General features: G+C 61.5%; 24 protein-coding genes. 15 read left to right on the plus strand and 9 right to left on the minus strand.

What is annotated here, in order from left to right:
- The first annotated feature begins 4 nt into the window (after positions 1 to 4).
- Both ACKUG4_RS23425 and ACKUG4_RS23430 read left to right on the plus strand, forming a co-directional pair.
- Complete coding sequence (locus ACKUG4_RS23425; protein ID WP_170844921.1) at positions 5 to 886, plus strand: ABC transporter permease subunit; 882 nt, start codon at positions 5 to 7, stop codon at positions 884 to 886.
- Positions 883 to 1,773: an ABC transporter permease subunit gene (locus ACKUG4_RS23430; protein ID WP_007953503.1), complete on the plus strand. Its 891-nt coding sequence runs from the start codon at positions 883 to 885 to the stop codon at positions 1,771 to 1,773. Before ACKUG4_RS23425 ends, ACKUG4_RS23430 begins: the two co-directional genes overlap by 4 nt.
- 142 nt (positions 1,774 to 1,915) lie before the next feature.
- On the opposite strand, the gene ACKUG4_RS23435 is transcribed toward ACKUG4_RS23430, so the two are convergent.
- Positions 1,916 to 2,557: an HD domain-containing protein gene (locus tag ACKUG4_RS23435; RefSeq protein WP_445434923.1), complete on the minus strand. Its 642-nt coding sequence runs from the start codon at positions 2,555 to 2,557 to the stop codon at positions 1,916 to 1,918.
- 190 nt (positions 2,558 to 2,747) lie between these two features.
- Here ACKUG4_RS23435 and ACKUG4_RS23440 point away from each other — a divergent pair, with 190 nt between their 5' ends.
- Positions 2,748 to 3,713 carry a GlxA family transcriptional regulator gene (locus ACKUG4_RS23440; RefSeq protein ID WP_445434924.1) on the plus strand — a complete coding sequence of 322 codons (966 nt, stop codon included), beginning with the start codon at positions 2,748 to 2,750 and terminating at the stop codon, positions 3,711 to 3,713.
- 270 nt (positions 3,714 to 3,983) lie between these two features.
- Here ACKUG4_RS23440 and ACKUG4_RS23445 read toward each other — a convergent pair whose 3' ends face one another.
- Together ACKUG4_RS23445 and ACKUG4_RS23450 are read right to left on the minus strand one after the other, a co-directional pair.
- Positions 3,984 to 6,395, minus strand: a complete 2,412-nt coding sequence (locus ACKUG4_RS23445) for a penicillin acylase family protein (protein ID WP_445434925.1) — start codon at positions 6,393 to 6,395, stop codon at positions 3,984 to 3,986.
- Positions 6,396 to 6,498: 103 nt separating this feature from the next.
- Entirely contained in the window at positions 6,499 to 7,077 is a 579-nt protein-coding gene (locus tag ACKUG4_RS23450) for a DUF6436 domain-containing protein (protein ID WP_064600217.1), read from the minus strand.
- Between the two features lie 97 nt (positions 7,078 to 7,174).
- On the opposite strand from ACKUG4_RS23450, the gene bipL reads away from it, so the two are divergent.
- Positions 7,175 to 8,128: a phospholipase BipL gene (gene bipL / locus ACKUG4_RS23455; RefSeq protein WP_445434926.1), complete on the plus strand. Its 954-nt coding sequence runs from the start codon at positions 7,175 to 7,177 to the stop codon at positions 8,126 to 8,128.
- A 119-nt stretch (positions 8,129 to 8,247) separates the two neighbouring features.
- Here the strand turns inward: bipL and ACKUG4_RS23460 are convergent, their stop codons facing one another.
- Complete coding sequence (locus tag ACKUG4_RS23460; RefSeq protein WP_011336435.1) at positions 8,248 to 9,000, minus strand: DUF2059 domain-containing protein; 753 nt, start codon at positions 8,998 to 9,000, stop codon at positions 8,248 to 8,250.
- A 108-nt stretch (positions 9,001 to 9,108) separates the two neighbouring features.
- On the opposite strand from ACKUG4_RS23460, the gene ACKUG4_RS23465 reads away from it, so the two are divergent.
- Positions 9,109 to 9,741 carry a 2OG-Fe(II) oxygenase gene (locus ACKUG4_RS23465; RefSeq protein ID WP_007953495.1) on the plus strand — a complete coding sequence of 211 codons (633 nt, stop codon included), beginning with the start codon at positions 9,109 to 9,111 and terminating at the stop codon, positions 9,739 to 9,741.
- A 1-nt stretch (position 9,742) separates the two neighbouring features.
- A complete protein-coding gene (locus ACKUG4_RS23470; protein ID WP_445434927.1) occupies positions 9,743 to 10,228 on the plus strand; it encodes a 2-thiouracil desulfurase family protein in 486 nt (161 codons plus the stop codon).
- Positions 10,229 to 10,239: 11 nt separating this feature from the next.
- Here ACKUG4_RS23470 and ACKUG4_RS23475 read toward each other — a convergent pair whose 3' ends face one another.
- On the minus strand, positions 10,240 to 10,818 hold the full coding sequence (locus tag ACKUG4_RS23475; protein ID WP_445434928.1) for a transporter substrate-binding domain-containing protein: 579 nt from the start codon (positions 10,816 to 10,818) through the stop codon (positions 10,240 to 10,242).
- A 132-nt stretch (positions 10,819 to 10,950) separates the two neighbouring features.
- Between ACKUG4_RS23475 and ACKUG4_RS23480 the strand changes: the two genes are divergently transcribed.
- Positions 10,951 to 11,376: a DUF4399 domain-containing protein gene (locus tag ACKUG4_RS23480; RefSeq protein WP_064600203.1), complete on the plus strand. Its 426-nt coding sequence runs from the start codon at positions 10,951 to 10,953 to the stop codon at positions 11,374 to 11,376.
- A 61-nt stretch (positions 11,377 to 11,437) separates the two neighbouring features.
- Here ACKUG4_RS23480 and serA read toward each other — a convergent pair whose 3' ends face one another.
- Positions 11,438 to 12,667, minus strand: coding sequence for a phosphoglycerate dehydrogenase (gene serA / locus ACKUG4_RS23485; RefSeq protein ID WP_007953487.1), 1,230 nt, complete (start codon positions 12,665 to 12,667; stop codon positions 11,438 to 11,440).
- A 204-nt stretch (positions 12,668 to 12,871) separates the two neighbouring features.
- Between serA and ACKUG4_RS23490 the strand changes: the two genes are divergently transcribed.
- From ACKUG4_RS23490 to ACKUG4_RS23505, 4 genes are all read left to right on the plus strand, one after another.
- Positions 12,872 to 14,266: a D-2-hydroxyglutarate dehydrogenase gene (locus ACKUG4_RS23490; protein WP_445434929.1), complete on the plus strand. Its 1,395-nt coding sequence runs from the start codon at positions 12,872 to 12,874 to the stop codon at positions 14,264 to 14,266.
- A 40-nt stretch (positions 14,267 to 14,306) separates the two neighbouring features.
- Positions 14,307 to 14,972, plus strand: coding sequence for a fumarylacetoacetate hydrolase family protein (locus tag ACKUG4_RS23495; protein ID WP_007953483.1), 666 nt, complete (start codon positions 14,307 to 14,309; stop codon positions 14,970 to 14,972).
- Between the two features lie 223 nt (positions 14,973 to 15,195).
- The gene (locus ACKUG4_RS23500; protein WP_445434930.1) at positions 15,196 to 16,119 is read left to right on the plus strand and encodes an SdiA-regulated domain-containing protein; all 924 of its coding nucleotides are present in this window, start codon (positions 15,196 to 15,198) and stop codon (positions 16,117 to 16,119) included.
- A gap of 117 nt (positions 16,120 to 16,236) precedes the next feature.
- Positions 16,237 to 17,154, plus strand: a complete 918-nt coding sequence (locus ACKUG4_RS23505; RefSeq protein WP_445434931.1) for an SdiA-regulated domain-containing protein — start codon at positions 16,237 to 16,239, stop codon at positions 17,152 to 17,154.
- 84 nt (positions 17,155 to 17,238) lie between these two features.
- Here the strand turns inward: ACKUG4_RS23505 and rpiA are convergent, their stop codons facing one another.
- Complete coding sequence (gene rpiA / locus ACKUG4_RS23510; protein WP_007953476.1) at positions 17,239 to 17,913, minus strand: ribose-5-phosphate isomerase RpiA; 675 nt, start codon at positions 17,911 to 17,913, stop codon at positions 17,239 to 17,241.
- A 148-nt stretch (positions 17,914 to 18,061) separates the two neighbouring features.
- Here rpiA and ilvA point away from each other — a divergent pair, with 148 nt between their 5' ends.
- Together ilvA and ACKUG4_RS23520 are read left to right on the plus strand one after the other, a co-directional pair.
- Complete coding sequence (ilvA, locus tag ACKUG4_RS23515; RefSeq protein WP_011336426.1) at positions 18,062 to 19,576, plus strand: threonine ammonia-lyase, biosynthetic; 1,515 nt, start codon at positions 18,062 to 18,064, stop codon at positions 19,574 to 19,576.
- A 41-nt stretch (positions 19,577 to 19,617) separates the two neighbouring features.
- Positions 19,618 to 20,031 carry a DUF2269 family protein gene (locus ACKUG4_RS23520; protein WP_039767881.1) on the plus strand — a complete coding sequence of 138 codons (414 nt, stop codon included), beginning with the start codon at positions 19,618 to 19,620 and terminating at the stop codon, positions 20,029 to 20,031.
- A gap of 119 nt (positions 20,032 to 20,150) precedes the next feature.
- On the opposite strand, the gene ACKUG4_RS23525 is transcribed toward ACKUG4_RS23520, so the two are convergent.
- A complete protein-coding gene (locus ACKUG4_RS23525; RefSeq protein WP_039767882.1) occupies positions 20,151 to 20,807 on the minus strand; it encodes a histidinol-phosphatase in 657 nt (218 codons plus the stop codon).
- 143 nt (positions 20,808 to 20,950) lie between these two features.
- On the opposite strand from ACKUG4_RS23525, the gene ACKUG4_RS23530 reads away from it, so the two are divergent.
- Positions 20,951 to 21,430, plus strand: a complete 480-nt coding sequence (locus tag ACKUG4_RS23530; protein ID WP_003229203.1) for an RNA pyrophosphohydrolase — start codon at positions 20,951 to 20,953, stop codon at positions 21,428 to 21,430.
- A 22-nt stretch (positions 21,431 to 21,452) separates the two neighbouring features.
- Positions 21,453 to 23,732, plus strand: coding sequence for a phosphoenolpyruvate--protein phosphotransferase (ptsP, locus tag ACKUG4_RS23535; protein ID WP_064600191.1), 2,280 nt, complete (start codon positions 21,453 to 21,455; stop codon positions 23,730 to 23,732).
- Between the two features lie 203 nt (positions 23,733 to 23,935).
- Here ptsP and ACKUG4_RS23540 read toward each other — a convergent pair whose 3' ends face one another.
- Positions 23,936 to 24,682, minus strand: coding sequence for an NRDE family protein (locus ACKUG4_RS23540; RefSeq protein ID WP_445434932.1), 747 nt, complete (start codon positions 24,680 to 24,682; stop codon positions 23,936 to 23,938).
- Positions 24,683 to 24,694: the final 12 nt, after the last annotated feature.

Raw genomic sequence — 24,694 nt, forward strand, 5'->3', positions numbered from 1 at the left:
AATAATTCCCGGTGGCCGCCAACTGGTCATCGGGGTCCCGTTCATCTGGCTGTTCCTGTTCTTCATGCTGCCGTTCTTCATCGTCCTGAAGATCAGCTTCGCCGAAGCGGACGTGGCCATCCCGCCGTACACCGAGATCTACACCTACGCCGAGCAGAAGCTGCAACTGCTGCTGAACCTGGGCAACTACGCGATGCTCGGCGACGACGAGCTGTACATCGCCGCCTACCTCGGCTCGCTGAAAATGGCGTTTTTCAGCACGTTGTTGTGCCTGTTGATCGGCTACCCGATGGCCTACGCCATCGCCAGCGCCCGCAAAGAGCTGCAAACGGTGCTGGTGCTGCTGATCATGATGCCGACCTGGACCGCGATCCTGATCCGTGTCTATGCGTGGATGGGCATCCTCAGCAACAACGGCCTGCTCAATGGTTTCCTGATGAGCATGGGTTTGATCGACGAGCCGCTGCAGATCCTCAACACCAACCTGGCGGTGTACATCGGCGTCGTCTACTCGTATCTGCCGTTCATGATCCTGCCGCTGTACGCCAACCTGGTGAAGCACGACACCAGCCTGCTGGAGGCCGCTTCCGACCTGGGTTCTAGTACCTTCAACAGCTTCTGGAAAATCACCGTACCGCTGTCCAAGAACGGCATCATCGCCGGCTGCATGCTGGTGTTCATCCCGGTGGTGGGCGAGTTCGTGATCCCGGAACTGCTTGGCGGTCCGGAAACCCTGATGATCGGTAAAGTGCTCTGGCAAGAGTTCTTCAACAACCGTGACTGGCCGGTGGCGTCCGCCCTGGCGGTGGTGATGCTGGCGATCCTGATCGTGCCGATCATCCTGTTCAACCGCAGTCAGGCCAAGGAAATGGAGGGTAAAGAATGAAGCGCTTCCGTTTCTCCAGCCTGATGCTGGTGCTCGGCCTGTTGTTCATCTACCTGCCGATGCTGATCCTGGTGATCTACTCGTTCAACGCCTCGAAACTGGTAACGGTGTGGGGCGGCTGGTCGGTGAAGTGGTACGTCGGCCTGCTCGACAACTCACAACTGATGGGCTCGGTGGTGCGCTCGCTGGAAATCGCCTGCTACACGGCGATTGCCGCCGTGGCGCTGGGTACGCTGGCAGCCTTCGTGCTGACCCGCATCACCCGCTTCAAGGGCCGGACGCTGTTCGGTGGCCTGGTCACCGCGCCGCTGGTCATGCCTGAGGTGATTACCGGTCTGTCGCTGTTGCTGCTGTTCGTGGCGATGGCGCAGATGATCGGCTGGCCGCAGGAGCGCGGCATCGTCACCATCTGGATCGCTCACACCACATTCTGTGCGGCGTATGTGGCGGTGGTGGTGTCGGCCCGTCTACGTGAGCTGGATCTGTCGATCGAAGAAGCGGCGATGGACCTCGGTGCGCGGCCGTGGAAGGTGTTCTTCCTGATCACCATTCCTATGATCGCGCCGTCGCTGGCGGCGGGCGGCATGATGTCGTTCGCCCTGTCGCTGGATGACCTGGTATTGGCGAGCTTCGTCTCCGGCCCGGGTTCGACGACCCTGCCGATGGAAGTGTTCTCGGCGGTGCGCCTGGGCGTGAAGCCCGAGATCAACGCCGTGGCCAGCCTGATTCTGCTGGCGGTGTCGCTGGTGACCTTCCTGGTCTGGTTCTTCAGCCGCCGTGCCGAAGAAGCCCGCAAGAAAGCGATTCAGCAGGCCATCGAAGAAGGTGCTGCGGATTCGTGGAAGCAACCGGACGTGCGCCGGGCGCCGACGCCGGAAGCGGCTTAAGCAATATAGGGTTGGCTCTTGTCTCAAGGCCAACCCAATTCAAAATGTGGGAGCGGGCTTGCTCGCGAAAGCGGTGTATCAGTCGACGTATTCAGTGACTGATACGGCCTCTTCGCGAGCAAGCCCGCTCCCACATTTGGTTTTACGCAGTCCAAGGTGAACTGCGGATAACCTCGACGAAGTTCATCGGCTTGAACCCCGGCACCTGATCCTTCAGCACATCGGTCTTCACATTACCGAACGTCGTCTGCGGACGATGACGCAAGCCATCGGCGAACGCGCAGATGATGCATTCCTTGAAGCCCTCGCCCCGTGGATGCGCATGCACCACCGCCTCACGCTGCACCGTGGTGAACGCCGCGTAGTCCATGCCCAGCACGTCCATCTCGACGCCTGCGGTCACCAGCGCCACGGTCGGGCGCAGATGCTTCGGCACTCCCGGCGTAGTGTGCAGGGCGATCGACAGCCACACCTGCTCGATGTCGTCATCGCTCAACCCGTACGGTTTGAGAAACGCTGCTGCTGCGTTGGCGCCATCCACTTCGAAACGCTCGTCATCGCTGCGGTGACCTTCGACCAGACCCAGGTCGTGGAACATCGCGCCGACGTACAACAACTCCGGATCGTAAGCCAGTTGCTGGCGTTCTCCACTTAAAGCACCGAACAGAAACACCCGGCGCGAGTGGTGGTAAAGCAGATCGGATTCGATGTCGCGAATGTATTCGGTGGTGGCCCGGGCGAGGGTGCTGTTGGGGATCCGGATACCGGCAATGGTCGTGGTCATGTTGAGCTTCCTCGTCGAAAACGCCGTCACGGCGCTGATGGCGAAAGTCTGTTCCCGGTGGCCAGACCGGACAATCGATCCATGGCTGCGATCCTTGCCAATCCACCTGCAAATCGTGCCAGCTCGCTTCTGCGGCGAGGATTGGCTAGGGTTGGCGCTGATCCGCCATTCCCCGGGAGCTGACATCGTCATGAACAGAACCGTCGCCATCGTGGTGTTTCCCGGCGTGCAGGCGCTGGATGTCAGCGGGCCGATGGACGTGTTTGCCGAGGCCAACCGCTTCCTGGTGCCGGAGGATCATTACCGGCTCGAGGTGATCGGCGTCGAGCGCGGGCCGATGGCGTGTTCCAACGGGCTGACCCTGAGTGCGCATTGGCACTTCAGCGACGTGCAGGACGCTTACGACCTGCTGCTGGTGGCCGGTGGGCCGCAGTTGCCGTTCCTGGATTTCGGCGAGACGTTCGATGCCTGGCTGTGCGAGGCCTGTGGGCGGGCGCGGCGTTTTGGCTCGATCTGCAACGGCGCGTTCATGCTCGCCCGTGCCGGGTTGCTGGACGGGCGTACGGTCACCACCCACTGGAACGACGCCGAGGCGCTGACGCAGTTGTGCCCGTCGAGCCGGGTCGAGGCTGATCGGTTGTACGTCGAGGATGGCCAGCTCTACACCTCGGCGGGGGTGACGGCGGGTATCGATCTGTCGCTGTACCTGTTGGCGCGTGACTACGGGGCCGAGGTGGCGCTGAGCGTGGCCAAGCGGCTGGTGGTGTTCACCCAGCGCTCGGGCGGGCAGTCGCAGTTCAGCCCGTTCCTTACGCCCCATGCCGAGCCGACGTCGGCGGTGGCGATGGTGCAGCTGTATGTGCTGGCCAATCTCACGGGGGACCTGACCATCGCCGATCTGGCGAACACGGCGAACATGAGTGCGCGGAATTTCTCTCGGGTGTTTGCTCGCGAAGCGAAAGTCACCCCGGCGGAATTCGTCGAACGGGCGCGGGTGGATGCGGCGCGGGTGATGCTCGAAAGCACCACGGCGCCGCTGAAGACGGTGGCGTATCAGTGCGGGTTTCGCGATGCGCAACATATGCGCAGCGTGTTCAACCGGCGGCTGGGGGTGACGCCGCAGCAGTTTCGGCTGAATTTTGCGGCGATGGTTTGAGCGGTGATCGGCTTTGGATCGCCACCCCTCACCCCAGCCCTCCCGAAACGTCGGACCGCCCCGAGGGAGAGGGGGCCGACCGAGTTGTCTTGCGCCCTACATCGACCTGAACGAGTGGTGTCGATGATGCATTTGGCGCCGAATGCTTTGCTGCGATATTGGATTCAGCCGAATTCGTTCAGGTCGGCGTATCTCTCCAATATCCCCCAATCGGTTCCCTCTCCCTCCGGGCGGTCCGACGTTTCGGGAGGGTTAGGGTGAGGGCGGCTTTTAAGGCGCATCCCGCTTAGGCAGCAACTTCAGAGTACTGCGCGTATTCGCCGTCACCTCTTCATCACTGAAATGCGCCTGCACATACAGCCCGTCCACATAGGCCTCCGCCTGATCGTCATAGTGGCTGTCGAACGGCACGCCGCTCTGGCCGACCGGGTTGATCGTCAGGCTGTGAGCCGGGTCGGCGAAGTCTACCAGCCGACGGGTCGACGGGCCGTAGGTCACCGGCCACGGCGCCGGTCCGATCTTCGCCGAGAGGTTGTTCGGCACTTCATGGGAGCCCGGTGCGGCGAACGGGCCGACGTTGAAAATGCGATCCAGCGGCTTCTGCTGGCCCAGTGGATGACCATGGGTCAGCGTATGCGCCTTGCCCCATTGCCAGCCGGAAGCGTCGTCGCCGAGGGTCGACTTCAGGTGCGCCATGCTGGCCTGCCACGCGGCGCGTACGGTGTCGACGCGGCTCTCCTTGTTCGGCGTGCCGCGGTTGTCCCACCACGGCGAATCGGCATTCGCCGCCAGCCGGGGCAGGGCGGCATCGATCACTCGGGTCGACAGCAGGGTTTCGAAGAAATCATTGCCCAGCTCATCGCGCATTGCCGCGTCCGCGAGGTTGAACAGGAACTGGTTGAACACCGTCGCACTGACCGAATCCAGTGGATAGTCGCCTTGCCATTGGGCCAATTGTTCGATCAGCTTCTGCTCGGCGGGATTGCCCGTCACTTCACGCAGCACCGGCAGCAACGGCGCCAGCAGACGCGGGCCGTAACCGGTGGTAGTGCCCAGTTGCAGCTTCTGGTTGGCCTCGTTGTCCCACTTCACGTTCTTGTCGGCGAGCTGGCGGTTGAGCTGCTGGCCTCGGTCGGCGAGGTTGTAGTAACCGGGAATCTCCATGCCGGTCGGTGACACCGGCTGGAAGTTGGCCGAGACGATATAGCCTCGCGCCGGGTTCTCTTCCTGTGGGTTGGCGCTGAACGGGAAGTTACCGTCCTTGTCCGCCTGATTGCTGCTGCCGTCGAGAATGAAGCCAGGCTTCACCCCGGCCGGACGCTTGGGCAGCAGCGCCGAGGCCCACCAGGCGATATCGCCCTTGGCGTTGGCGTAGACGATGTTCAGTCCCGGTGCCTGCACCTTGGCCGCTGCGGCGCGGGCCTTGGTCAGAGTGTCGGCGCGGTTGAGCTGATAGAAGCCTTCGAGGATCGGGTTAGGTGTTTCGAGAAACGCCCACCACATCGCAATCGGGGTTTTTCCGGCGGCGCTGCCGAGGGCGTCGTTGACGATCGGCCCGTGGGGCGACTGGCGCAACGTGATGGGCACCGGGGCCTGGCCTTTCACCGCGATCTGCTGCTCGGTCTTGACCATGTCGGTCCACTGGCCGCGATACCAGACCTGATCCGGGTTGTCCGGATTGACCTTCTCGGCGATCAGATCGAGGTCATCGTTCTGGAACATGGTCAGGCTCCAGCCGAAATCCAGGTTGTGCCCCAGGAACGCAAATGGCACCAGCGCCTGATGATGACCGTAGAGTTCAAAACCCGGCGCCGACAACTGCGCCTCGTACCACACCGACGGCACCGAGAAGCGAATGTGCGGATCGCCCGCCAGCAACGGCTTGGCGCTCTTGCTGTGGCTGCCGGCGATCACCCAGGCGTTGCTGCCTTCGAACTGCGGCAGGCCGTTGTCGATCAGCGCCTGTTGGCTGACGCGGGCGAGGGTGTTCAGGTCTTTCCAGTCTTCGGCGGCGAGGGCCGGTGAGCTGCTGGCGTGGCCCTTGGCGAGCAAGCCCTTGGGCTGCCAGTCGAGGTCGAAGACGTTTAGGTAATCGGCGCCCAGTTGATCGCGCACGTAGGTCAGCAGCGGTTCGGTGCGAAACGCAGCGGCGAAGCTGTAGGCCATGTAGCCGGCGACGCTGATGCTGTCCTCGGCGGTGAACGGCCGCTTGGGGATGCCCAGCACGTCGAACTCGATCGGCGCGGCATGCGAGTCCTGATATTGATTGATGCCGTCCAGATAGGCTTGCAGGGCCTTCCACGCCGGGGACTGCTTGTCGAGGCCGGCCACGTAACTGGCGGCGCGCTCGCGGATGCGCAGGCTGCGGAACAACTTGTCGGTGTCGAGCAGTTTCGGCCCGAGCACTTCGGCCAGCTCGCCTCGGGCGAGACGGCGCATGGCTTCCATCTGAAACAGGCGATCCTGGGCGTGCACATAACCGAGGGCGCGGTAGAGGTCGGTTTCGTTTTCGGCACGGATGTGCGGCACACCGCGCTCGTCGTAACGCACGGTCACCGAGCCTTGCAGGTTGCGCAACTCCACCTGGCCCTGACGCGTCGGTTGCTTGCTGTAGACATACCACCCGCCGGCGGCGAGCAGGACAACGATGAGCAAGGCAAGAACGGTGAAGACGCGTTTCATGGTGACTCCTTGTGCATTCGGGATTGCCGCCCGTGCGGGCTGCAAACAATTAGCACACGCCTCGTGTGCTGCGCATCGCCGTCCTTGAAATGTCCGGAATGCCTTACTTCGCCTCAGCCGGCCACGGGCAGTAGCAACCGACCGCCAGCGTATGAGTCGCATTGACCGGGCGATCATCACTCAACGCTTGCAGGATCGGTTCGATAAAACTGTTGCTGGAGTTGCAGGTCAGGCCTTCGCTGTACGGGCCGAAGTACGCCAGTCTGCCGCTGCGGTCCCAGATCGCCACGGCCGGGCTGGCGGGAATCTGTTCGGAGCCGGGCAGCACCGCGATGGTTTTAAGATTGCTCAGGGTGGCGGGCAACTGGCCGTGGCTGCCGGCCTTCTGCACCGCGAAGAATTCCACGCCCCTGGGGCCGAACTGTTCGACCATCTCGGTCAGGTGCTGTTGGTTGCCGACGTTGCATGGGCAGGCGGGATCCCAGAAGTGCACTAGACGGATATTGCCGGGGCCGGCGAGGTCGTCGGGCAAGCGCAGCGGGTCACCGGAAAATACCGCAGTGTGTTCGCTGAACGCCCGCAGGTAGCGGCCCTGAAACCAGTCGTATGCGGCCCACAGCACGCCGGCACACACGATGGCGAGCAGGCTGGCAAACAGTGCGGTGCGGTAGGGCGAACGCATGGTTTTGATTCCTCGAAGGCCGGCTAGCTTGCCATGCTTGCCGCGACAGATGAATATCGCAGGCCGATAAAGTCCGTTTACCGTTCTGGAATTGCCCATGTCTGTTGCTTTCGATCCCGATCATCTGCGTGCGAGCCTCAAGCCTCTGGCCGAGTGGCAGCCGTTGTCCGAGGAGGCGAAGGCGTATCAGCGGTTCTACAAGACCGACTTTCCGGAACGTGATGTCTGGCGTGGCATGGGCCGGTTCGACATCGATGGCTATCAACTGGTCAGCCATTGCTGGTGGCCGGCGGAAACGGCCAGGGCCACGCTGTTTCTGGTGCACGGTTTTTATGATCACACTGGTCTTTACCGGCATGTGATCGAGTGGGCACTGGATCAGGGCTTCGCCGTGATTGCCTGCGATCTGCCGGGGCATGGTCTGTCCAGCGGCGAGCGGGCGAGCATCCGTGACTTCTCGGAATATCAGGATGCGCTGCAAGGCCTGTTCGCCGAGGCGCGCTCGATGGCCCTGCCGCAGCCTTGGCACCTGTGCGGGCAAAGCACCGGCGGGGCGATCATTGTCGATCACGTGCTCAATCATGGTGAAAACAGCCCGGCGCAGGGGCAGCTGATTTTGTTGGCGCCGCTGGTGCGTCCGCGTGCCTGGGGCTGGTCGCAGTTCAGTTATTACCTGCTCAGGCCTTTTGTCAGGGGTATCGCCCGGCGTTTCAGCGAGAACTCCAATGACCCGGATTTCCTGCCGTTCCTGCAGGCCGATCCGTTGCAGCCAAAACGCTTGCCGACCGCCTGGGTCGGGGCGTTGTCACGCTGGATCAATCGGGTGGAATACGCGAAGAAAAGTCCGCGCCGGCCACTGATCGTTCAGGGCCAGGCGGACATGACCGTGGACTGGCAGCACAACCTGCAGGTGTTGAAGTGGAAGTTCGACCGGCCGCAGATTCTGTTGCTGGCCGAGGCACGGCATCACCTGGCCAATGAGACGGCGGAAATGCGCGAGGAGTATTTCGAGTTCTTGAGCAAGCGGATCAATGGGCGGAATCACTCGTGATCCTGAGGGCCCCTTCGCGAGCAAGCCCGCTCCCACATTTAACCGTGCTCATCCAGCATCAACTCGGTCGAATGTGGGAGCGGGCTTGCTCGCGAAGGCGGTCTGTCAGGTCGTAAAGATTACTGGCTGAGATTCGAGGTGCTCTGGCCGACGGCCAGCCCGGCGCGGATCGCGGCCAGTGCGGCCTGATAGTAGGCCTTGCCTTCGGTGGATTCGGCAAAGGTCGCGAACTCTTCCAGCTCTTCATCCGACAGGTCGCGATAGACGTACAGCAGCGTGTTGTTCAGGTCGGCACCGATCTGATCCATCAGACGCTGGCGTTGACCGTTCAACATACCCTGGGCCTGACCGCCGCCGAGCAGGCCGGGGATCATCGAGCTCAGGCTGTCCGCCGCCACGCCGGCAATCGCCAGGCTGACTTCGGCACCGGCTTCACGGGCGGGCAGGGCCTGGGCGAGGTGGCCGATGATCAGCAGGCGGCTGTCGCTGGCCGGCATCTTCGGCAGGCCCTTGGCGTTTTTTGCCAATTGATCGCGACGGGTCGCCAGCAGTTCGGCGGCGACGATCTTCTTGCCCAGCGGTGACTGAAAGAACGACAGGGCCGGTTGCGGATCGGCGAGGTTCTTGCGCAGCTGCGCTTCGGCGCGTTGATCCACGGCCTGGGGGGCGAAGCGCTGGTTGCTGTTGTTCACCAGCGCCTGAAACACCGCCGGCGGCAGGCTGTTCTGGTAACGCTGCTGCGCGGCACTCAGGGCGTCGTTGAAATGCGCGCGTTGTTCTGGCCAGCCGGCGACCTTGTACAACTGGTCGTGGCCGTCCGCCCAGGCGGGCAAAACGCAGAACATCAACAGTGAAAAAAGCAAACGGCGCATAAGGACTCCTGTCGGCAGCCGACTATTCTCCGTGCGGTGCCAGTACTTGTCGAGAATTCGTATCAAGCCGCCGCGTGGCTCTGTCGGATTTCTTGCCGCAGGCATACTATGCGCGCCATGCAAATATCCTCTGATCACCCGCTGCTGTTACGTATCGTCGACGACCTGGCCGAGCGCGGCTGGTCGCAGCAGAACATTTTCCTGCCTGCGGATTTGACCCGCGCACTGGCGGCCGAGTGCCGCAAACGTGACGCTGAAGGTGAACTGGCGCCGGCGGGGGTCGGACGTGGCCCGTTTTCGGAGATCCGCGAGGGGATTCGTGGCGACCATATCCAATGGATCGACCCCGGTCAGGCCGAGGCCAGTGACCGTTACCTGAACCTGATGGACAGCTTGCGTGAAGCGCTCAACCGGGGCCTGTTCCTGGGGCTTGAAGACTTCGAGTGCCACTTTGCCCTGTACCCGCCGGGTGCGTTCTACCGCAAGCATGTCGACCGTTTTCGCGACGATGACCGGCGCATGGTCTCGGCGGTGATCTACCTCAATGACGGCTGGCTGCCGGAAGATGGCGGGCAATTGCGCATGTACCTGGAGAATGATCGCGTTCATGACGTGCAGCCAACGGGCGGTTGTCTGGTGGTGTTTCTCTCCGGCGAAGTCCCTCACGAAGTATTGCCAGCCAGCCGCGAGCGGCTGTCGCTGACAGGCTGGTTCCGCCGCCGTGGCAACGAGCCGTTCTGAGATGCACAGGATTCTTGTGAGTCGCTGCCTGCTGGGCCATCGCGTGCGTTATGACGGAGGGGCCAGCGGGCCGTTCGATCTGCTCGAGCAGTGGATTGCCGAAGGACGTGTAGTGCCGCTGTGCCCGGAAGTCGCCGGTGGTCTGCCGACGCCACGCGCGGCGGCGGAGATTCCGGGCGGGCAGGGCAGCGAAGTGCTGGACGGGCTTGCCTCGGTGATCACCACCGAGGGCGAAGATGTCAGTGCGCAGTTTCTGGATGGCGCGCGGCAGGCGCTGGCGCTGGTGCAACAGCACGGGATTCGGGTGGCGGTGCTCAAGGCCAACAGTCCTTCGTGCGGGAATCTGCTGACCTATGACGGGACGTTCAGTGGGGTGAAGGTGAGTGGCGAGGGGGTGACCGCTGCGTTGCTGAAGCGCCATGGGGTGCAGGTCTTCAGCGAACTCGAACTGCCGCAAGCCGCACAGGCCCTCAGCTTGCTCGACTAGTCACGTTCACTTCAGTTTTCCGTAGCTTGCACACTCAACCACTTCTGCCTCAAAGCCTCAAGCCGCCCATCCGCCCTGATCCGCTGCAAGGCATTCTCCAGACTCGCGTGAAACGCCGGGTTACCCTTCTGAAACGGAATCGCCAGATCTACCGGCGGCCCAACCTTCGGCTTTTCCTCAGTCAACGTCTGCACCAGCACCATCGGCCGGGGCTGCTCGTCCTTTTTCGCCAACAACTGCGCATTCACCTGCGTGTAAGGTTCGCTCACGTCGAAACGATCCTTGAGTTCCGGGGTCAGTGCTATGTGGTTGAGCGCGACGTCGTACTTGCCGCTTTCGACGCCCTGGAGCAGATCAGCCTCGTCGGTGACGATGAAGTCGGCGCGCACATCCAGTTCGTTGGCCAGCAGTTGCCCAAGCTCGACCTCGAACCCCGTGAGCGTGTCGCCGTCCTTGAAATTGAAGGGCGGTGTATTAGCCTCAAGGGCTATGCGCAACTCGCCACGGTCGTTGACGTCATCAATCAGTTCGGCGTGAGCCAGAGGGCTCAGAAGGGGAAGCAGGCAGATCAGGCCAGGCAGAAAACGCATGGTCACTCCTTTGAAATCGATATCGGCCTGTTTTCCAGGCTCGCTTTGCTATGGTTGTCGAGTGCCTTCGACAACGAATGGTCATGAAGTTGTCATGACCGTGCGGATTTTACGGAAAAACTGGAGAAGAAAATGAAAAGCTTTATGTCACGTGCAGCGTTGGCCGGTGTGCTGATGGGTGTTTCGGTACTGGCCAGTGCGGCCACACCGGCACCGAAGGGCGCCGAAGTGTTCATCGTTTCTCCCGAGGACGGAGCCACGGTTCCGCAGACCTTCACGGTCAAGTTCGGTGTAAAGAACATCGCGCTGGCACCGGCCGGTGACGTCACCAAGAACACCGGCCATCACCATCTGCTGATCGATGCCAAGGAAATCGTTCCGGCCGGCTCCGTCGTACCGACCGACGCCAACCACATGCACTTCGGCAAGGCGCAGACCCAGGCCGACATCAAGCTTGCGCCGGGCAAGCACACCCTGCAGCTGGAGCTGGGTGACAGCGGCCACATGGCCTTCGATCCGCCAATCGTGTCGAAGAAGATCACCGTCAACGTCGAATGACGTTTTCGCGTGCATGAAAAAGGGAGCCCGAAGGCTCCCTTTTTTGTCGCTCAACGCTTGATCAGAACAGCACGCGACTACGGATGGTGCCGTTGACGTGTTGCAGCTTCTCTTGCGCCAGCTCCGAGTACTCGGCGTCGACGTCGATCACCACGTAGCCGACCTTCTCGTTGGTCTGCAGGAACTGACCGGAGATGTTGATGCCGTTCTCGGCGAAGACCTTGTTGATCTCGCTCATCACACCCGGGATGTTCTCGTGGATGTGCAGCAGGCGGTGCTTGCCAGGGTGAGCCGGCAGGGCCACTTCCGGGAAGTTCACCGACGATACCGAAGTACCGTTGTCGCTGTACTTGACCAGTTTTTCTGCCACTTCCAGACCGATGTTGGCCTGCGCTTCAGCGGTGGAACCGCCGATGTGCGGGGTCAGGATCACGTTGTCCAGGCCACGCAGCGGGCTTTCGAACTCTTCGTCGTTGGAGCGCGGCTCGACCGGGAACACGTCGATGGCGGCACCGATCAGGTGCTTGTCCTTGATCGCAGCGGCCAGGTGATCCAGTTCGACCACGGTGCCGCGTGCAGCGTTGATCAGGATGCCGCCCTTCTTGATGGCGCGGATTTCCTTCTCGCCGATCATCCACTGGGTCGCAGCGGTTTCCGGAACGTGCAGGGTGACGATGTCGGACATGCCCAGCAGCTCGTGCAGGTTGCCGACCTGGGTCGCGTTGCCCAGTGGCAGCTTGGTCACGGTGTCGTAGAAGAACACCTGCATGCCCAGACCTTCAGCCAGGACCGACAGCTGAGTACCGATCGAGCCGTAGCCGACGATGCCCAGTTTCTTGCCACGGATCTCGAAGGAGTTGGCTGCGGACTTGATCCAGCCGCCACGGTGGCAGGAAGCGTTTTTCTCAGGGATGCCGCGCAGCAGCAGGATCGCTTCGGCCAGCACCAGCTCGGCAACGGAGCGGGTGTTGGAGTACGGCGCGTTGAACACGGCGATGCCGCGCTCGCGGGCCGCTTCCAGGTCAACCTGGTTGGTGCCGATGCAGAAACAGCCGACCGCGACCAGTTTCTTCGCGTGATCGAAGATCTCTTCGGTCAGCTGGGTGCGCGAACGAATGCCGATGAAGTGAGCGTCAGCGATCTTTTCCTTGAGCTGGGCTTCCGGCAGGGAGCCTGTCAGGTATTCGATGCTGGTGTAGCCCGCCGCCTTGAGGACGTCGACAGCCGATTGGTGGACGCCTTCGAGAAGAAGGAACTTGATCTTGCTCTTATCGAGAGAAGTCTTGCTCATCTGCGTAAACCTGTATCCCGGAGAAAAATGGCAGGAAATGGTCAACAGACATTGACCTGGACGACAAGAAAGCCGTCACCGCAGAACCGGCCTTGGGCACTGGCCTGCGGGGTCGGTATGCTAGCATAGCCACCCCGCTAAACACTCATTCCTGCGACGTGAAGCGTTCTCAGGATGACCATGAATTGTTCGAGAGTTCCGTCGATGACCAATCCTGCCCTGATTGATGAACTGAAGACCCTGGTCGAACCTGGCAAAGTCCTGACCGATGCCGACTCCTTGAACGCTTACGGCAAGGACTGGACCAAACACTTCGCCCCGGCGCCCAGCGCCATCGTGTTTCCCAAGACCATCGAGCAGGTGCAGGCCGTCGTCCGCTGGGCCAACGAACACAAAGTGGCGCTGGTGCCGTCGGGCGGGCGCACGGGGCTCTCCGCCGCAGCCGTGGCGGCCAATGGCGAAGTGGTCGTGTCGTTCGACTACATGAATCAGATTCTCGACATCAACCTGACCGACCGCACCGCCGTCTGTCAGCCGGGCGTGGTCACCGAGCAATTGCAGAACGCGGCCGAAGAACATGACTTGTACTACCCGGTGGACTTCGCTTCGGCAGGTTCCAGCCAGATTGGCGGCAATATCGGCACCAATGCCGGCGGAATCAAGGTCATTCGCTACGGCATGACCCGCAACTGGGTGGCGGGCATGAAAGTCGTGACCGGCAAGGGCGATGTGCTGGAACTGAACAAGGATCTGATCAAGAACGCCACCGGTTACGACCTGCGGCAGCTGTTCATCGGCGCCGAAGGCACCCTCGGTTTTGTAGTTGAGGCCACCATGCGCCTGGACCGCGCGCCGAAAAACCTGACCGCGATGGTCCTCGGCACCGCCGATTTCGATTCAATCATGCCGGTGCTGCACGCTTTCCAGGGCCGACTCGACCTGACCGCGTTCGAATTCTTCTCTGACAAGGCCCTGGCCAAGGTCATGGGCCGGGGCGATGTCCCGGCGCCGTTCGAAACCGACTGCCCGTTCTATGCCTTGCTGGAATTCGAGGCGACCACCGAAGAAGTGGCCAACACCGCCCTGGAAACCTTCGAGCATTGCGTGGAGCAGGGCTGGGTGCTGGACGGGGTGATGAGCCAGAGCGAAACCCAGTTGCAGAACCTGTGGAAGCTGCGCGAGTACATCTCTGAAACCATCTCCCACTGGACGCCGTACAAGAACGACATCTCGGTCACCGTCTCGAAAGTCCCAGTGTTCCTGCAGGAAATCGACGCGATCGTCGGCGAACACTACCCGGACTTCGAAATAGTCTGGTTCGGTCACATCGGCGACGGCAACCTGCACCTGAACATCCTCAAACCGGACAACCTGAGCAAGGACGAGTTTTTCGCCAAGTGCGCCACCGTCAACAAGTGGGTGTTCGAAACCGTCGAGAAGTACAACGGTTCGATTTCCGCCGAACACGGGGTGGGCATGACCAAGCGCGACTACTTGACCTACAGCCGCTCGCCGGTGGAAATCGAATACATGAAAGCGGTCAAGGCGGTGTTCGACCCGAACGGCATCATGAACCCGGGCAAGATTTTCGCGGTTTGATTGGCAATCCCTGATGAATCAATAAAGGCAGGAGTCGGTAATGAGCTATCAGCACCAGTATGTCGACGGTACGCGGATTCATTTTCCGCTGGGGAAAGTGGTGTGCATCGGCCGTAACTACGCCGAACACGCCAAGGAACTGGACAACCCGGTGCCTACCGAGCCGTTGCTGTTCATCAAGCCGGGCAGTTGCGTAGTGCCGCTGGAAGGCGGTTTCAGCATTCCGACCGAGCGTGGCTCGGTGCATTACGAGGCGGAAATCGCCGTGTTGATCGGCAAGCCGCTGTCGACCAAACCGAGCCGTGAAGAAGTGCTGGACGCGATCTCCGGTTTCGCCCCGGCGCTGGACCTGACCCTGCGTGACAAGCAGGCCGAGCTCAAGTCCAAGGGCCTGCCGTGGGAAATCGCCAAGTCGTTCGACGGCGCGGCGGTGATTGCACCGTTCGTGGTCGGCAGCACTTTCGCCGATCTGACCGACATCGGCATTCGCCTGACCATCAACGGCGAAGTGCGCCAGGACGGCAACAGCAGCGCGATGCTCAACCCGATCGTGCCGATGATCCAGCACATGGCCGGCTGCTTCTCGCTGCAGGCCGGTGACGTGATCCTGACCGGTACGCCGGTGGGTGTCGGCCCGCTGAACGTTGGCGATGAGATCGTGCTGGAACTGCCGGGCGCGAGTCGCTTCACCAGTAGCGTTCGCTGATCCGTACGTCGCGTTCCCAAGCGGGAGATTGCAGGTTTGAGCTCAGCCCTCAAGCCTGCAATCTCCCGTTTTCGTTTTGTGATGCGGCCTGCAAAGACGCAGGGCATTCCGGCCATTTGCCGTTTTTTTCACATTCTGTCCGGATAATTCCGGTCATTCTGGCGTCTGAGCCGGCCTCTTTGTGCTATTACCCGTAGCCTGAATTTTCGGAACGCGTCCTTTGATGTCATCTCAAACTCAGCTCAAACCCGCCCGCCGTTCGCGCTTCGCCCTGCGCTGGTATTCCTGGATTGTGTTGGCAGCCGTCGCTGCGTACGGGCTGGCGTTTGCCATGCATTGGGATGACCGTGGCCTGTTGTGGGTGCTGGAGCGTTTTGAAAGCCCGGCCGAGAAACAGGAAAGCGTCTGGCTTCCGGACTACCGCGTGGTCATCGACGCCAAGCTGTTGCCGGGGATGGAAAAGGACGAAGCTTCGGATCTGTCCTATAACCCGCAGACCAAAACCCTGTTTTCGGTGATGGGCAAGAATCCGTTTCTGGTCGAGCTGACCCTGCAGGGCGACGTGTTGCGCAAGATGCCCCTGGTGGGCTGGAGCAATCCGGAAGGCCTGACGGTGATGGAAAACGGCTTGATGGCGATTGTCGATGAGCGCGAGCACCTGCTCTCCATCGTCAAGGTCGATGCCCAGACTCGCGAACTGAAGCGTGACGATTTCCCTAAATACGACCTGGGCCCGTCGAAGGACCAGAACAAGGCCTTCGAAGCCATCACCTGGGACGCCCGCAACCAGCAACTGCTGCTGGGCGAAGAGCGTCCACCCGCGCTGTTCACCTGGAAAAGCGACGGCAGCCAGACGCTCAAGGGTGACAAGCAGAAACTCGACAGCGACGAACTCGATATTCGTAACCTGTCGGCCCTGGCGATCGACCCGCGCACCGGTCACACCCTCGTGCTGTCCGCCGATTCGCACCTGTTGCTGGAGCTGGACGAAAAGGGCGAACAAGTCAGCTTCATGACCCTGCTCGGCGGTTTCAACGGTTTGAAGAAAACCATTCCCCGCGCCGAGGGCGTGACCATGGACGAGGCGGGCTCGCTGTACATGGTCAGCGAGCCGAACCTGTTCTACCGCTTCGAAAAACAGAAGTAATTACTCCTACAGCGATTGCAGATCTGTGGAGTTGTGGCCTGAGGCAAGTGGCCATTAAGCTTCAGTTCAGACAGGCGTGATATTTCATCCGCCTGTTTTGACTCCGAGCCTGCCTGAATGCGTCGACTTGCCCGCCCCAAGCCTCTGTTCATCATCCTGTCGATGATTGCCCTGATCGCATTGATTGCAATCGGCCAATACATGCGCCTGTTCGAGCGTGCCTGGTTCAACCTGCATATGCTCTGGCAGCCGATGAGCAGCCAGTCCATCGGGCTGGATCAATATCGGGCAGAGATTGAAGCGAAAGTCATCGATGGGCTGAACGACGACGTGTCCGCGCTGACCTACGATCCGGTGCGCAAGAGCCTGTTCACCGTGACCAACAAGAATGCCGAACTGATCGAGCTGTCGCTGGACGGCACGATCCTGCGCCGTGTCGCCTTGATCGGCTTCGGCGATCCGGAGGCGGTGGAGTTCATCAGCGCCGACACCTATGTGATCACCGACGAGCGCCAGCAGCGCCTGATCAAGATCCATCTGGAGCATGACACCACGTTCCTTGATGCGGCGGACGCCGAGCAAATGACCCTCGGTGTGCACATGAGCGGCAACAAGGGGTTTGAAGGCCTGGCGTACGACTCGGTGGGCAAGCGCCTGTTCGTGGCCAAGGAGCGGGACCCGATGCTGATCTATGAAGTGCACGGTTTTCCGCACTTCAATCCGGAAAAATCCTACGCAGTACACGTGATCAACAATCCCAAGCGCGATGCCGGGATGTTCGTGCGCGATCTGTCGAGCCTGCAATACGACGAGCGCAGCGGTCATTTACTGGCGCTGTCCGACGAGTCGCGGCTGATTCTGGAACTGGATGTGGACGGGCGCCCGTTGAGCACCATGTCGTTGAGCGGTGGCCGGCAGGGTCTGAAGAAAACCGTGCCGCAGGCGGAAGGTATCGCGATGGATGACGATGGGGCGTTGTATCTGGTGAGCGAGCCGAATCTGTTTTATGTCTTCAGGAAGCCTGCGCAGAACTAACCAGCACCATCTAACAATGTGGGAGCTAGCAAACTGGCTCCCACAGTTTTTTCATCTGCCCACCAAAATACGGGCAGTTTCGGCTTACTCAGCCTTCAGTGTTTTCACACCTTCGGAAGTACCCAGCAACAGCAGGTCCGCCGGACGCGCCGCGAACAGGCCGTTGGTGACCACACCGACGATCGCATTGATCTGCGCTTCCAGCTCCACCGGATTGGTGATCTGCAGATTGTGCACGTCGAGGATGATGTTGCCGTTGTCGGTCAGCACGCCTTCGCGGTAGACCGGGTCGCCGCCCAGTTTTACCAGTTGGCGGGCCACGTGGCTGCGGGCCATGGGGATCACTTCCACCGGCAGCGGGAACGCGCCCAGCACCGGCACCAGTTTGCTGGCGTCGGCGATGCAGATGAAGGTCTGGGCCACGGCCGCGACGATCTTCTCGCGGGTCAGGGCTGCGCCGCCGCCCTTGATCAGGTTCAGGTGTTCGTCGCTTTCATCGGCGCCGTCGACGTAGAACTCCAGGTTGCTGACCGTGTTCAGCTCATACACCGGAATCCCGTGGCCCTTGAGGCGCGCGGCGGTGGCTTCGGAGCTCGCGACCGCGCCGTCGAACGCGCCCTTGTGCTGGGCCAGAGCGTCGATGAAGCAGTTGGCGGTGGAGCCGGTGCCGACGCCGACGATGCTCTTGTCGTCGAGTTTCGGAAGGATGAAGTCGACGGCAGCCTGGGCCACGGCCTGTTTGAGTTGATCCTGGGTCATGCGGGCTCCGGAAGCGGGCAAGGTAAGAACGGAAAGGCCGGCATTATAGCCTCAAGCCGGGCTAAAACCTCGGGATTCGTGTGGTCGTGCGCCCGAAAGCCGGGTTAGACTCGTTGGCCCTGCCCAACCCGCTCAGTGATGCTTTCCGATGCTCGAACAGTACGTCAAGAAGATCCTCACCTCGCGCGTTTATGACGTTGCCGTAGAAACCCCGTTGCAGAACGCCCGCCAGCTCTCCGAGCGGCTGGGCAACGACATCTGGCTCAAGCGCGAAGACTTGCAGCCGGTGTTCTCGTTCAAGATTCGCGGTGCCTACAACAAGCTGACCCAGTTGAGCGACGAAGAGCGCGCTCGCGGCGTGGTCACCGCGTCGGCGGGCAACCATGCACAGGGCCTGGCCCTGGCGGCGAAAGTGTTGGGCGTGAAAGCGACCATCGTGATGCCCAAGACCACCCCGGAGATCAAGGTCGAAGGCGTGCGCTCGCGCGGTGGCAAAGTGGTGCTGCACGGCGATTCCTTCCCGGAAGCGCTGGCCTACTCGCTGAAGCTGGTCGACGAAAAAGGCTACGTCTACATCCACCCGTACGACGATCCGCACACCATTGCCGGGCAGGGCACCGTGGCGATGGAAATTCTGCGCCAGCACCCGCAGCCGCTGGATGCGATTTTCGTTCCGGTGGGCGGCGGCGGTCTGATCGCCGGCATCGCGGCCTACGTGAAATACCTGCGTCCGGACATCAAGGTCATCGGCGTCGAGCCCGACGACTCCAACTGCCTGCAAGCGGCGATGGCGGCAGGCGAACGCGTGGTGCTGCCGACTGTAGGCATCTTCGCCGACGGCGTGGCGGTGGCGCAGATCGGCCAGCACACCTTCGATATCTGCAAGGATTACGTCGACGAGGTGATCACCGTCAGCACCGACGAGATCTGCGCGGCGATCAAGGACATCTACGACGACACCCGTTCGATCACCGAACCGGCCGGCGCCCTGGGCGTGGCCGGGATCAAGAAGTATGTCGAGCAGCGCGGCGTCAGCGGCCAGACCTTCGTGGCCATCGACTCCGGGGCCAACGTCAACTTCGACCGCTTGCGCCACGTCGCCGAGCGCGCCGAACTGGGTGAAGGCCGCGAAGCGATCATCGCCGTGACCATCCCGGAGAAGGCCGGCAGCTTCAAGGCCTTCTGCGAGGCCATCGGCAAGCGCCAGATCACCGAATTCAACTACCGCTATAACAATGGCAGCGAAGCGCACATCTTTGTTGGCGTGCAGACCCACCCGGACAACGACCCGCGCAGTGCACTGCTGGCGAGCCTGACCGAGCAGGGGTTCCCGGTGCTCGACCTGACCGACAACGAACTGGCCAAACTGCACATCCGCCACATGGTCGGCGGTCGCGCCGCGCACGTGGTCGATGAAGTGGTGCTGCGCTTCGAGTTCCCGGAGCGTCCGGGCGCGCTGTTCAACTTCCTCAACAAGCTCGGCGGTCGCTGGAACATCTCGATGTTCCACTACCGCAACCACGGCGCAGCAGACGGACGAGTAGTGGCGGGCCTGCAAGTGCCCCACGACGAACGTCATCTGGTGCCCGCAGCCCTTGAGGAAATCGGTTACCCGTACTGGGACGAAAGCGACAACCCGGCCTACCAGCTGTTTCTTGGCTGAACGGCTACGCTGATGGGTATGGCCCAAGGAAAGAGAAATACATGGAAACCCTGACCACCCTGAAAGTCCTTCACGTCGCGGCGACCGTGGTAATCCTGGCGAGCGGGCTCGGGCTCGCCGCTGCTTCCTGGCGTAATCGCAGCGAAGGGCCGGCCAGCACGATGCAGCGACCCTGGTTGTTCGTCTGGTGCTTGATGCTGATCGGCGTACTCAGCATGCCTTTCACTGGCTGGTGGCTGGTGCACCTGGTTGGCTGGCCACTGGGGCAGTTCTGGATTCTGGGGTCCAGCGTGATCTATGCCGTGGCCACCTTTAGTGCGGTCTGGCTGCTTGTTCGGCTTAATCGGCTGTGGACAAGCGGGGTCGGCAACCGGAAATTCAATCTGGCGCTGGCGATTGTCAGCGGCGTCGGATTTCTGGCCATCGCGGCGTTGATGGGGGCCAAGCCGGTTTGAGGCTTGGCACCGTGTCGACCCGTTCGCGAGCAGGCTCGCTTCCACATTGATCTGATGCGTTCACAAATCCCTTGTGGGAGCTGCGGTGTGGCGATTCGACTTTGCCAGCGATGGCGATATCAGCCGCGCAGACTGATGACGGGCCAGCCACGTTTCTCGGCTTCGGCCAGCAGGTTCGGATCCGGGTCGACCGCCACCGGATTCGTCACCTGCTCCAGCAGCGGCAGGTCATTCATTGAGTCGCTGTAGAAGTAGCTGCCTTCCAGCGAATATCCGGTTTCTTCCAGCCAGCGGTTCAGGCGCGTCACCTTGCCTTCGCGGAAGCACGGCACGTCGGTGCTGCGTCCGGTGTAGCGACCGTCCTGCATCTCGCACTCGGTGGCGATCAGGGTTTCGACGCCCAGGCGCACGGCGATCGGCGCGGTGACAAAGCGGTTGGTGGCGGTGATGATCACCAGTTTGTCGCCGGCATCGCGGTGCTTTTTCAGCAGATCGAGCGCCTTGGGCAGGACGATCGGCTCGATGCAGTCGCGCATGTAATCGCTGTGCCACTGCTCAAGCACGGCCATCTCGGTGCGGCCGAGGATTTCCAGGCAGAAGTTCAGGTAAGCGGCGTTATCCAGTTTGCCGGCCAGGTAATCCTGATAGAACTCGTCGTTGCGCGCCTTGTAGGCGATCGGGTCGAGGAAGCCGCGTTCGCACAGATAATCGCCCCAGGCGTGATCGCTGTCGCCGCCCAGAAGGGTGTTGTCCAAATCGAATAAAGCCAGGCGCATTGCAGTTACCCGCTGAAAAGTCAGTAAAAAGGCCACAAGAATACGGTCTTTTCACAAGAGTGCACATAAGCTCGGAACCTTCGTTGCCGCCTTCACAACCTTTGTGGAACAATGCGGCGACATGCGTTTGCGAGGTTGTTGCCGTGATCGACCCCGATGGTTTCCGCCCTAATGTCGGGATCATTCTGACGAATGACGCCGGCCAGGTGCTATGGGCTCGCCGTATCAATCAGGATGCCTGGCAGTTTCCGCAAGGGGGAATCAACCCCGAGGAGACGCCCGAAGACGCCTTGTACCGCGAGCTGAACGAAGAAGTTGGCCTGGAACGCGAAGATGTTGAAATTCTCGCCTGTACCCGGGGCTGGTTGCGCTATCGTTTGCCGCAACGTCTGGTGCGAACCCACAGCCAACCACTGTGCATCGGCCAGAAACAGAAATGGTTTCTCCTGCGCCTGATCTCCAACGAGCAGCGGGTGCGGATGGATTTGACCGGTAAACCGGAGTTCGATGGCTGGCGCTGGGTCAGTTATTGGTATCCGTTGGGCCAGGTGGTGACATTCAAGCGCGAAGTGTATCGCCGCGCTCTCAAAGAGCTTGCCCCGCGCCTTTTAGCGCGCGACTGACGACGGAGTTCGACCCCGAGCCATGCTCAATACGCTGCGCAAGATCGTCCAGGAAGTTAACTCCGCCAAGGATCTCAAGGCGGCGTTGGGGATTATTGTGTTGCGCGTCAAAGAGGCCATGGGCAGCCAGGTCTGCTCGGTCTACCTGCTTGATCCAGAGACCAACCGCTTCGTGCTGATGGCCACCGAGGGCTTGAACAAGCGCTCGATCGGCAAGGTCAGCATGGCACCCAACGAAGGTCTGGTCGGCCTGGTCGGCACGCGTGAAGAACCCCTGAACCTCGAAAACGCCGCGGATCACCCGCGCTACCGCTACTTCGCCGAGACCGGCGAGGAGCGCTACGCCTCGTTCCTCGGGGCGCCGATCATTCACCACCGCCGCGTCGTCGGCGTGTTGGTCATCCAGCAGAAAGAACGCCGCCAGTTCGATGAGGGTGAAGAAGCCTTCCTCGTGACCATGAGCGCGCAGCTCGCGGGCGTAATCGCCCACGCCGAGGCCACCGGCTCGATCCGTGGTCTGGGCCGTCAGGGCAAGGGCATTCAGGAAGCCAAGTTCGTCGGCGTGCCGGGTTCGCCGGGTGCGGCGGTCGGTACCGCGGTGGTCATGCTGCCACCGGCGGATCTGGACGTGGTGCCGGACAAGACCATCACCGACATCGACGCGGAACTGGCGCTGTTCAAGACCGCCATCGAAGGCGTGCGCGCCGACATGCGTGCGTTGTCGGCCAAACTGGCGACCCAGCTGCGGCCGGAAGAGCGCGCGCTGTTCGACGTCTACCTGATGATGCTCGACGATGCCTCGCTGGGCAGTGAAATCACCAACGTGATCAAGACCGGTCAATGGGCCCAGGGCGCGCTGCGCCAGGTCGTGACCGATCACGTCAACCGTTTCGATCTGATGGACGACGAGTACCTGCGGGAGCGGGCGTCGGACGTCAAGGACCTGGGCCGCCGGCTGCTCGCCTATTTGCAGGAAGAGCGTCAGCAGAACCTGGTCTACCCGGAAAAAACCATTCTGGTCAGCGAAGAACTGACGCCGGCGATGCTCGGCGAGGTGCCGGAAGGCACGCTGGTCGGTCTCGTGTCGGTACTCGGTTCGGGCAACTCCCACGTCGCGATCCTGGCCCGGGCCATGGGTATCCCGACTGTAATGGGTCTGGTCGATCTGCCGTACGCCAAGGTCGACGGCATCGAAATGATCGTCGACGGCACACGGGGCGAGGTTTACACCAACCCCAGCGAAGTGCTGCGCAAACAGTTCACCGAGGTGGTGGAGGAAGAGAAGCAACTGGCGCTGGGGCTCGATACCCTGCGCGACCTGCCGTGTGTGACCCTGGACGGCCACCGCATGCCGCTGTGGGTCAACACCGGCCTGCTGGCGGACGTGGCGCGGGCGCAGAAGCGTGGCGCCGAAGGCGTTGGTCTGTACCGCACCGAAGTGCCGTTCATGATCAACCAGCGCTTCCCGAGCGAGAAGGAACAACTGGCGATCTACCGCGAGCAGCTTGCCGCGTTCCATCCGCAACCGGTGACCATGCGCAGTCTGGACATCGGCGGCGACAAGTCGCTGTCGTACTTCCCGATCAAGGAAGACAACCCGTTCCTCGGCTGGCGCGGGATTCGCGTGACCCTCGACCACCCGGAAATCTTCCTGGTGCAGACCCGCGCGATGCTCAAGGCCAGTGAAGGCCTGAACAACCTGCGGATCCTGCTGCCGATGATCTCCGGCATCCACGAACTCGAAGAGGCGCTGCACCTGATCCACCGGGCCTGGGGTGAAGTGCGCGACGAAGGCACCGACGTGCCGATGCCGCCGGTGGGCGTGATGATCGAAATTCCTGCGGCGGTTTACCAGACCAAAGAGCTGGCGCGGATGGTGGACTTCCTGTCGGTCGGCTCCAACGACCTGACCCAGTACCTGCTGGCGGTGGACCGCAACAACCCGCGGGTGGCCGATCTCTACGACTACCTGCACCCGGCGGTGCTGCAAGCCCTGCAAACCGTAGTGCGCGACGCCCATGCCGAAGGCAAGCCGGTGAGCATCTGCGGCGAGATGGCCGGTGACCCGGCGGCCGCGGTGCTGTTGATGGCGATGGGTTTCGACAGCCTGTCGATGAACGCCACCAACCTGCCGAAGGTGAAGTGGATGCTGCGCCAGATCAACCTGAGCAAGGCCAAGGATCTGCTGGCGGAACTGATGACCATCGACAACCCACAGGTGATCCACAGCTCGCTGCAACTGGCGCTGAAGAACCTCGGGTTGGCGAAGATGGTCAATCCGGCGGCTGTAAAACCCCTCTGAATCATTGGCGTATTCAAAAGCCACCCCTCACCCCAACCCTCTCCCCAAAGGGGAGAGGGGGAAAGGGAGCAGATCTCCACGCTGTTCAAAACCTGAGTTCGACTCAATAGATCAGGTCGATGTACCTCGAAAGAACAACTCGGTCGGCTCCCTCTCCCTCCGGGAGAGGGCTGGGCGGGCGGCGTTCCGATGAGGGCTTGCTTTTAAAGGTAAATCTCAACTTCCCCCAAGTGCCCGCCATACGGCCCGAAACTCCGCTCAACCATCCGCCGCGTCCCGTCCGCCTGCACAATCAACGCCGTACTCGCCCGCGTCCCATAGCTCTGGCTGGCAATAAACACACTCGACAACAACGACTCGGTCGCCAATCCCACACCGGTATCCGGTAGATCAGCAAACGGTGCCGTTTGCGCATCACTCAATAAAGCCAACAACCGCTCGGGCTGCGGATCATCCAGCACCGCACTCAATGCCGTCTTCGCCTTGAGCAGTTTCGGCCACGGCGTATCCAGCCCGGCGTTGGACAGACCATAGACGCCGGGCTGCAACATCACCGGTTCCGAAGACCGCGCATTGAAGTGCCACAGCTCGTTGGCATTGCCCAGCAGCAGGTTGAAGCCGGCATAGTCCGGCGAACGGGCGACAACGTCGGACAAATAGTCATCGATCGACAGGTTTCCGGTGAGAAAACCCGCCACCAGCTCGCCCCGAGAGCGTCGCGCCGGCGGTTGATGCGGATCACGAATGTTGGTTAGCGCAGCGAATCGACCGTTGGCACCCAGGCCGAGCCAGGTTCCCCCAGCCTCGAGATCGCGACCGGCGTGAACCTGCGGCGATTCGGGCCACTGGGCCAGCGGCAGGCTGGGCCGGGCGTAGAACTCGTCACGGTTGGCCGCGACGATCAGCGGCTGGGCATGCCCCGGCCGCCAGGCGAAAACGATCAGGCACATAAGGTGGTCCTT

Source organism: Candidatus Pseudomonas auctus, from assembly GCF_048654275.1.
Taxonomy (GTDB): Bacteria; Pseudomonadota; Gammaproteobacteria; order Pseudomonadales; family Pseudomonadaceae; genus Aquipseudomonas; species Aquipseudomonas pharyngis.

Excerpts from the sequence above, each read along its gene's own strand:
- ACKUG4_RS23430 (WP_007953503.1), top strand. The coding sequence starts at position 883 with ATGAAGCGCTTCCGTTTCTCCAGCCTGATGCTGGTGCTCGGCCTGTTG.
- ACKUG4_RS23435 (WP_445434923.1), bottom strand. The coding sequence starts at position 2,557 with ATGACCACGACCATTGCCGGTATCCGGATCCCCAACAGCACCCTCGCC.
- ACKUG4_RS23440 (WP_445434924.1), top strand. The coding sequence starts at position 2,748 with ATGAACAGAACCGTCGCCATCGTGGTGTTTCCCGGCGTGCAGGCGCTG.
- ACKUG4_RS23445 (WP_445434925.1), bottom strand. The coding sequence starts at position 6,395 with ATGAAACGCGTCTTCACCGTTCTTGCCTTGCTCATCGTTGTCCTGCTC.
- ACKUG4_RS23450 (WP_064600217.1), bottom strand. The coding sequence starts at position 7,077 with ATGCGTTCGCCCTACCGCACCGCACTGTTTGCCAGCCTGCTCGCCATC.
- bipL (WP_445434926.1), top strand. The coding sequence starts at position 7,175 with ATGTCTGTTGCTTTCGATCCCGATCATCTGCGTGCGAGCCTCAAGCCT.
- ACKUG4_RS23460 (WP_011336435.1), bottom strand. The coding sequence starts at position 9,000 with ATGCGCCGTTTGCTTTTTTCACTGTTGATGTTCTGCGTTTTGCCCGCC.
- ACKUG4_RS23465 (WP_007953495.1), top strand. The coding sequence starts at position 9,109 with ATGCGCGCCATGCAAATATCCTCTGATCACCCGCTGCTGTTACGTATC.
- ACKUG4_RS23470 (WP_445434927.1), top strand. The coding sequence starts at position 9,743 with ATGCACAGGATTCTTGTGAGTCGCTGCCTGCTGGGCCATCGCGTGCGT.
- ACKUG4_RS23475 (WP_445434928.1), bottom strand. The coding sequence starts at position 10,818 with ATGCGTTTTCTGCCTGGCCTGATCTGCCTGCTTCCCCTTCTGAGCCCT.
- ACKUG4_RS23480 (WP_064600203.1), top strand. The coding sequence starts at position 10,951 with ATGAAAAGCTTTATGTCACGTGCAGCGTTGGCCGGTGTGCTGATGGGT.
- serA (WP_007953487.1), bottom strand. The coding sequence starts at position 12,667 with ATGAGCAAGACTTCTCTCGATAAGAGCAAGATCAAGTTCCTTCTTCTC.
- ACKUG4_RS23490 (WP_445434929.1), top strand. The coding sequence starts at position 12,872 with ATGACCAATCCTGCCCTGATTGATGAACTGAAGACCCTGGTCGAACCT.
- ACKUG4_RS23495 (WP_007953483.1), top strand. The coding sequence starts at position 14,307 with ATGAGCTATCAGCACCAGTATGTCGACGGTACGCGGATTCATTTTCCG.
- ACKUG4_RS23500 (WP_445434930.1), top strand. The coding sequence starts at position 15,196 with ATGTCATCTCAAACTCAGCTCAAACCCGCCCGCCGTTCGCGCTTCGCC.
- ACKUG4_RS23505 (WP_445434931.1), top strand. The coding sequence starts at position 16,237 with ATGCGTCGACTTGCCCGCCCCAAGCCTCTGTTCATCATCCTGTCGATG.
- rpiA (WP_007953476.1), bottom strand. The coding sequence starts at position 17,913 with ATGACCCAGGATCAACTCAAACAGGCCGTGGCCCAGGCTGCCGTCGAC.
- ilvA (WP_011336426.1), top strand. The coding sequence starts at position 18,062 with ATGCTCGAACAGTACGTCAAGAAGATCCTCACCTCGCGCGTTTATGAC.
- ACKUG4_RS23520 (WP_039767881.1), top strand. The coding sequence starts at position 19,618 with ATGGAAACCCTGACCACCCTGAAAGTCCTTCACGTCGCGGCGACCGTG.
- ACKUG4_RS23525 (WP_039767882.1), bottom strand. The coding sequence starts at position 20,807 with ATGCGCCTGGCTTTATTCGATTTGGACAACACCCTTCTGGGCGGCGAC.
- ptsP (WP_064600191.1), top strand. The coding sequence starts at position 21,453 with ATGCTCAATACGCTGCGCAAGATCGTCCAGGAAGTTAACTCCGCCAAG.
- ACKUG4_RS23540 (WP_445434932.1), bottom strand. The coding sequence starts at position 24,682 with ATGTGCCTGATCGTTTTCGCCTGGCGGCCGGGGCATGCCCAGCCGCTG.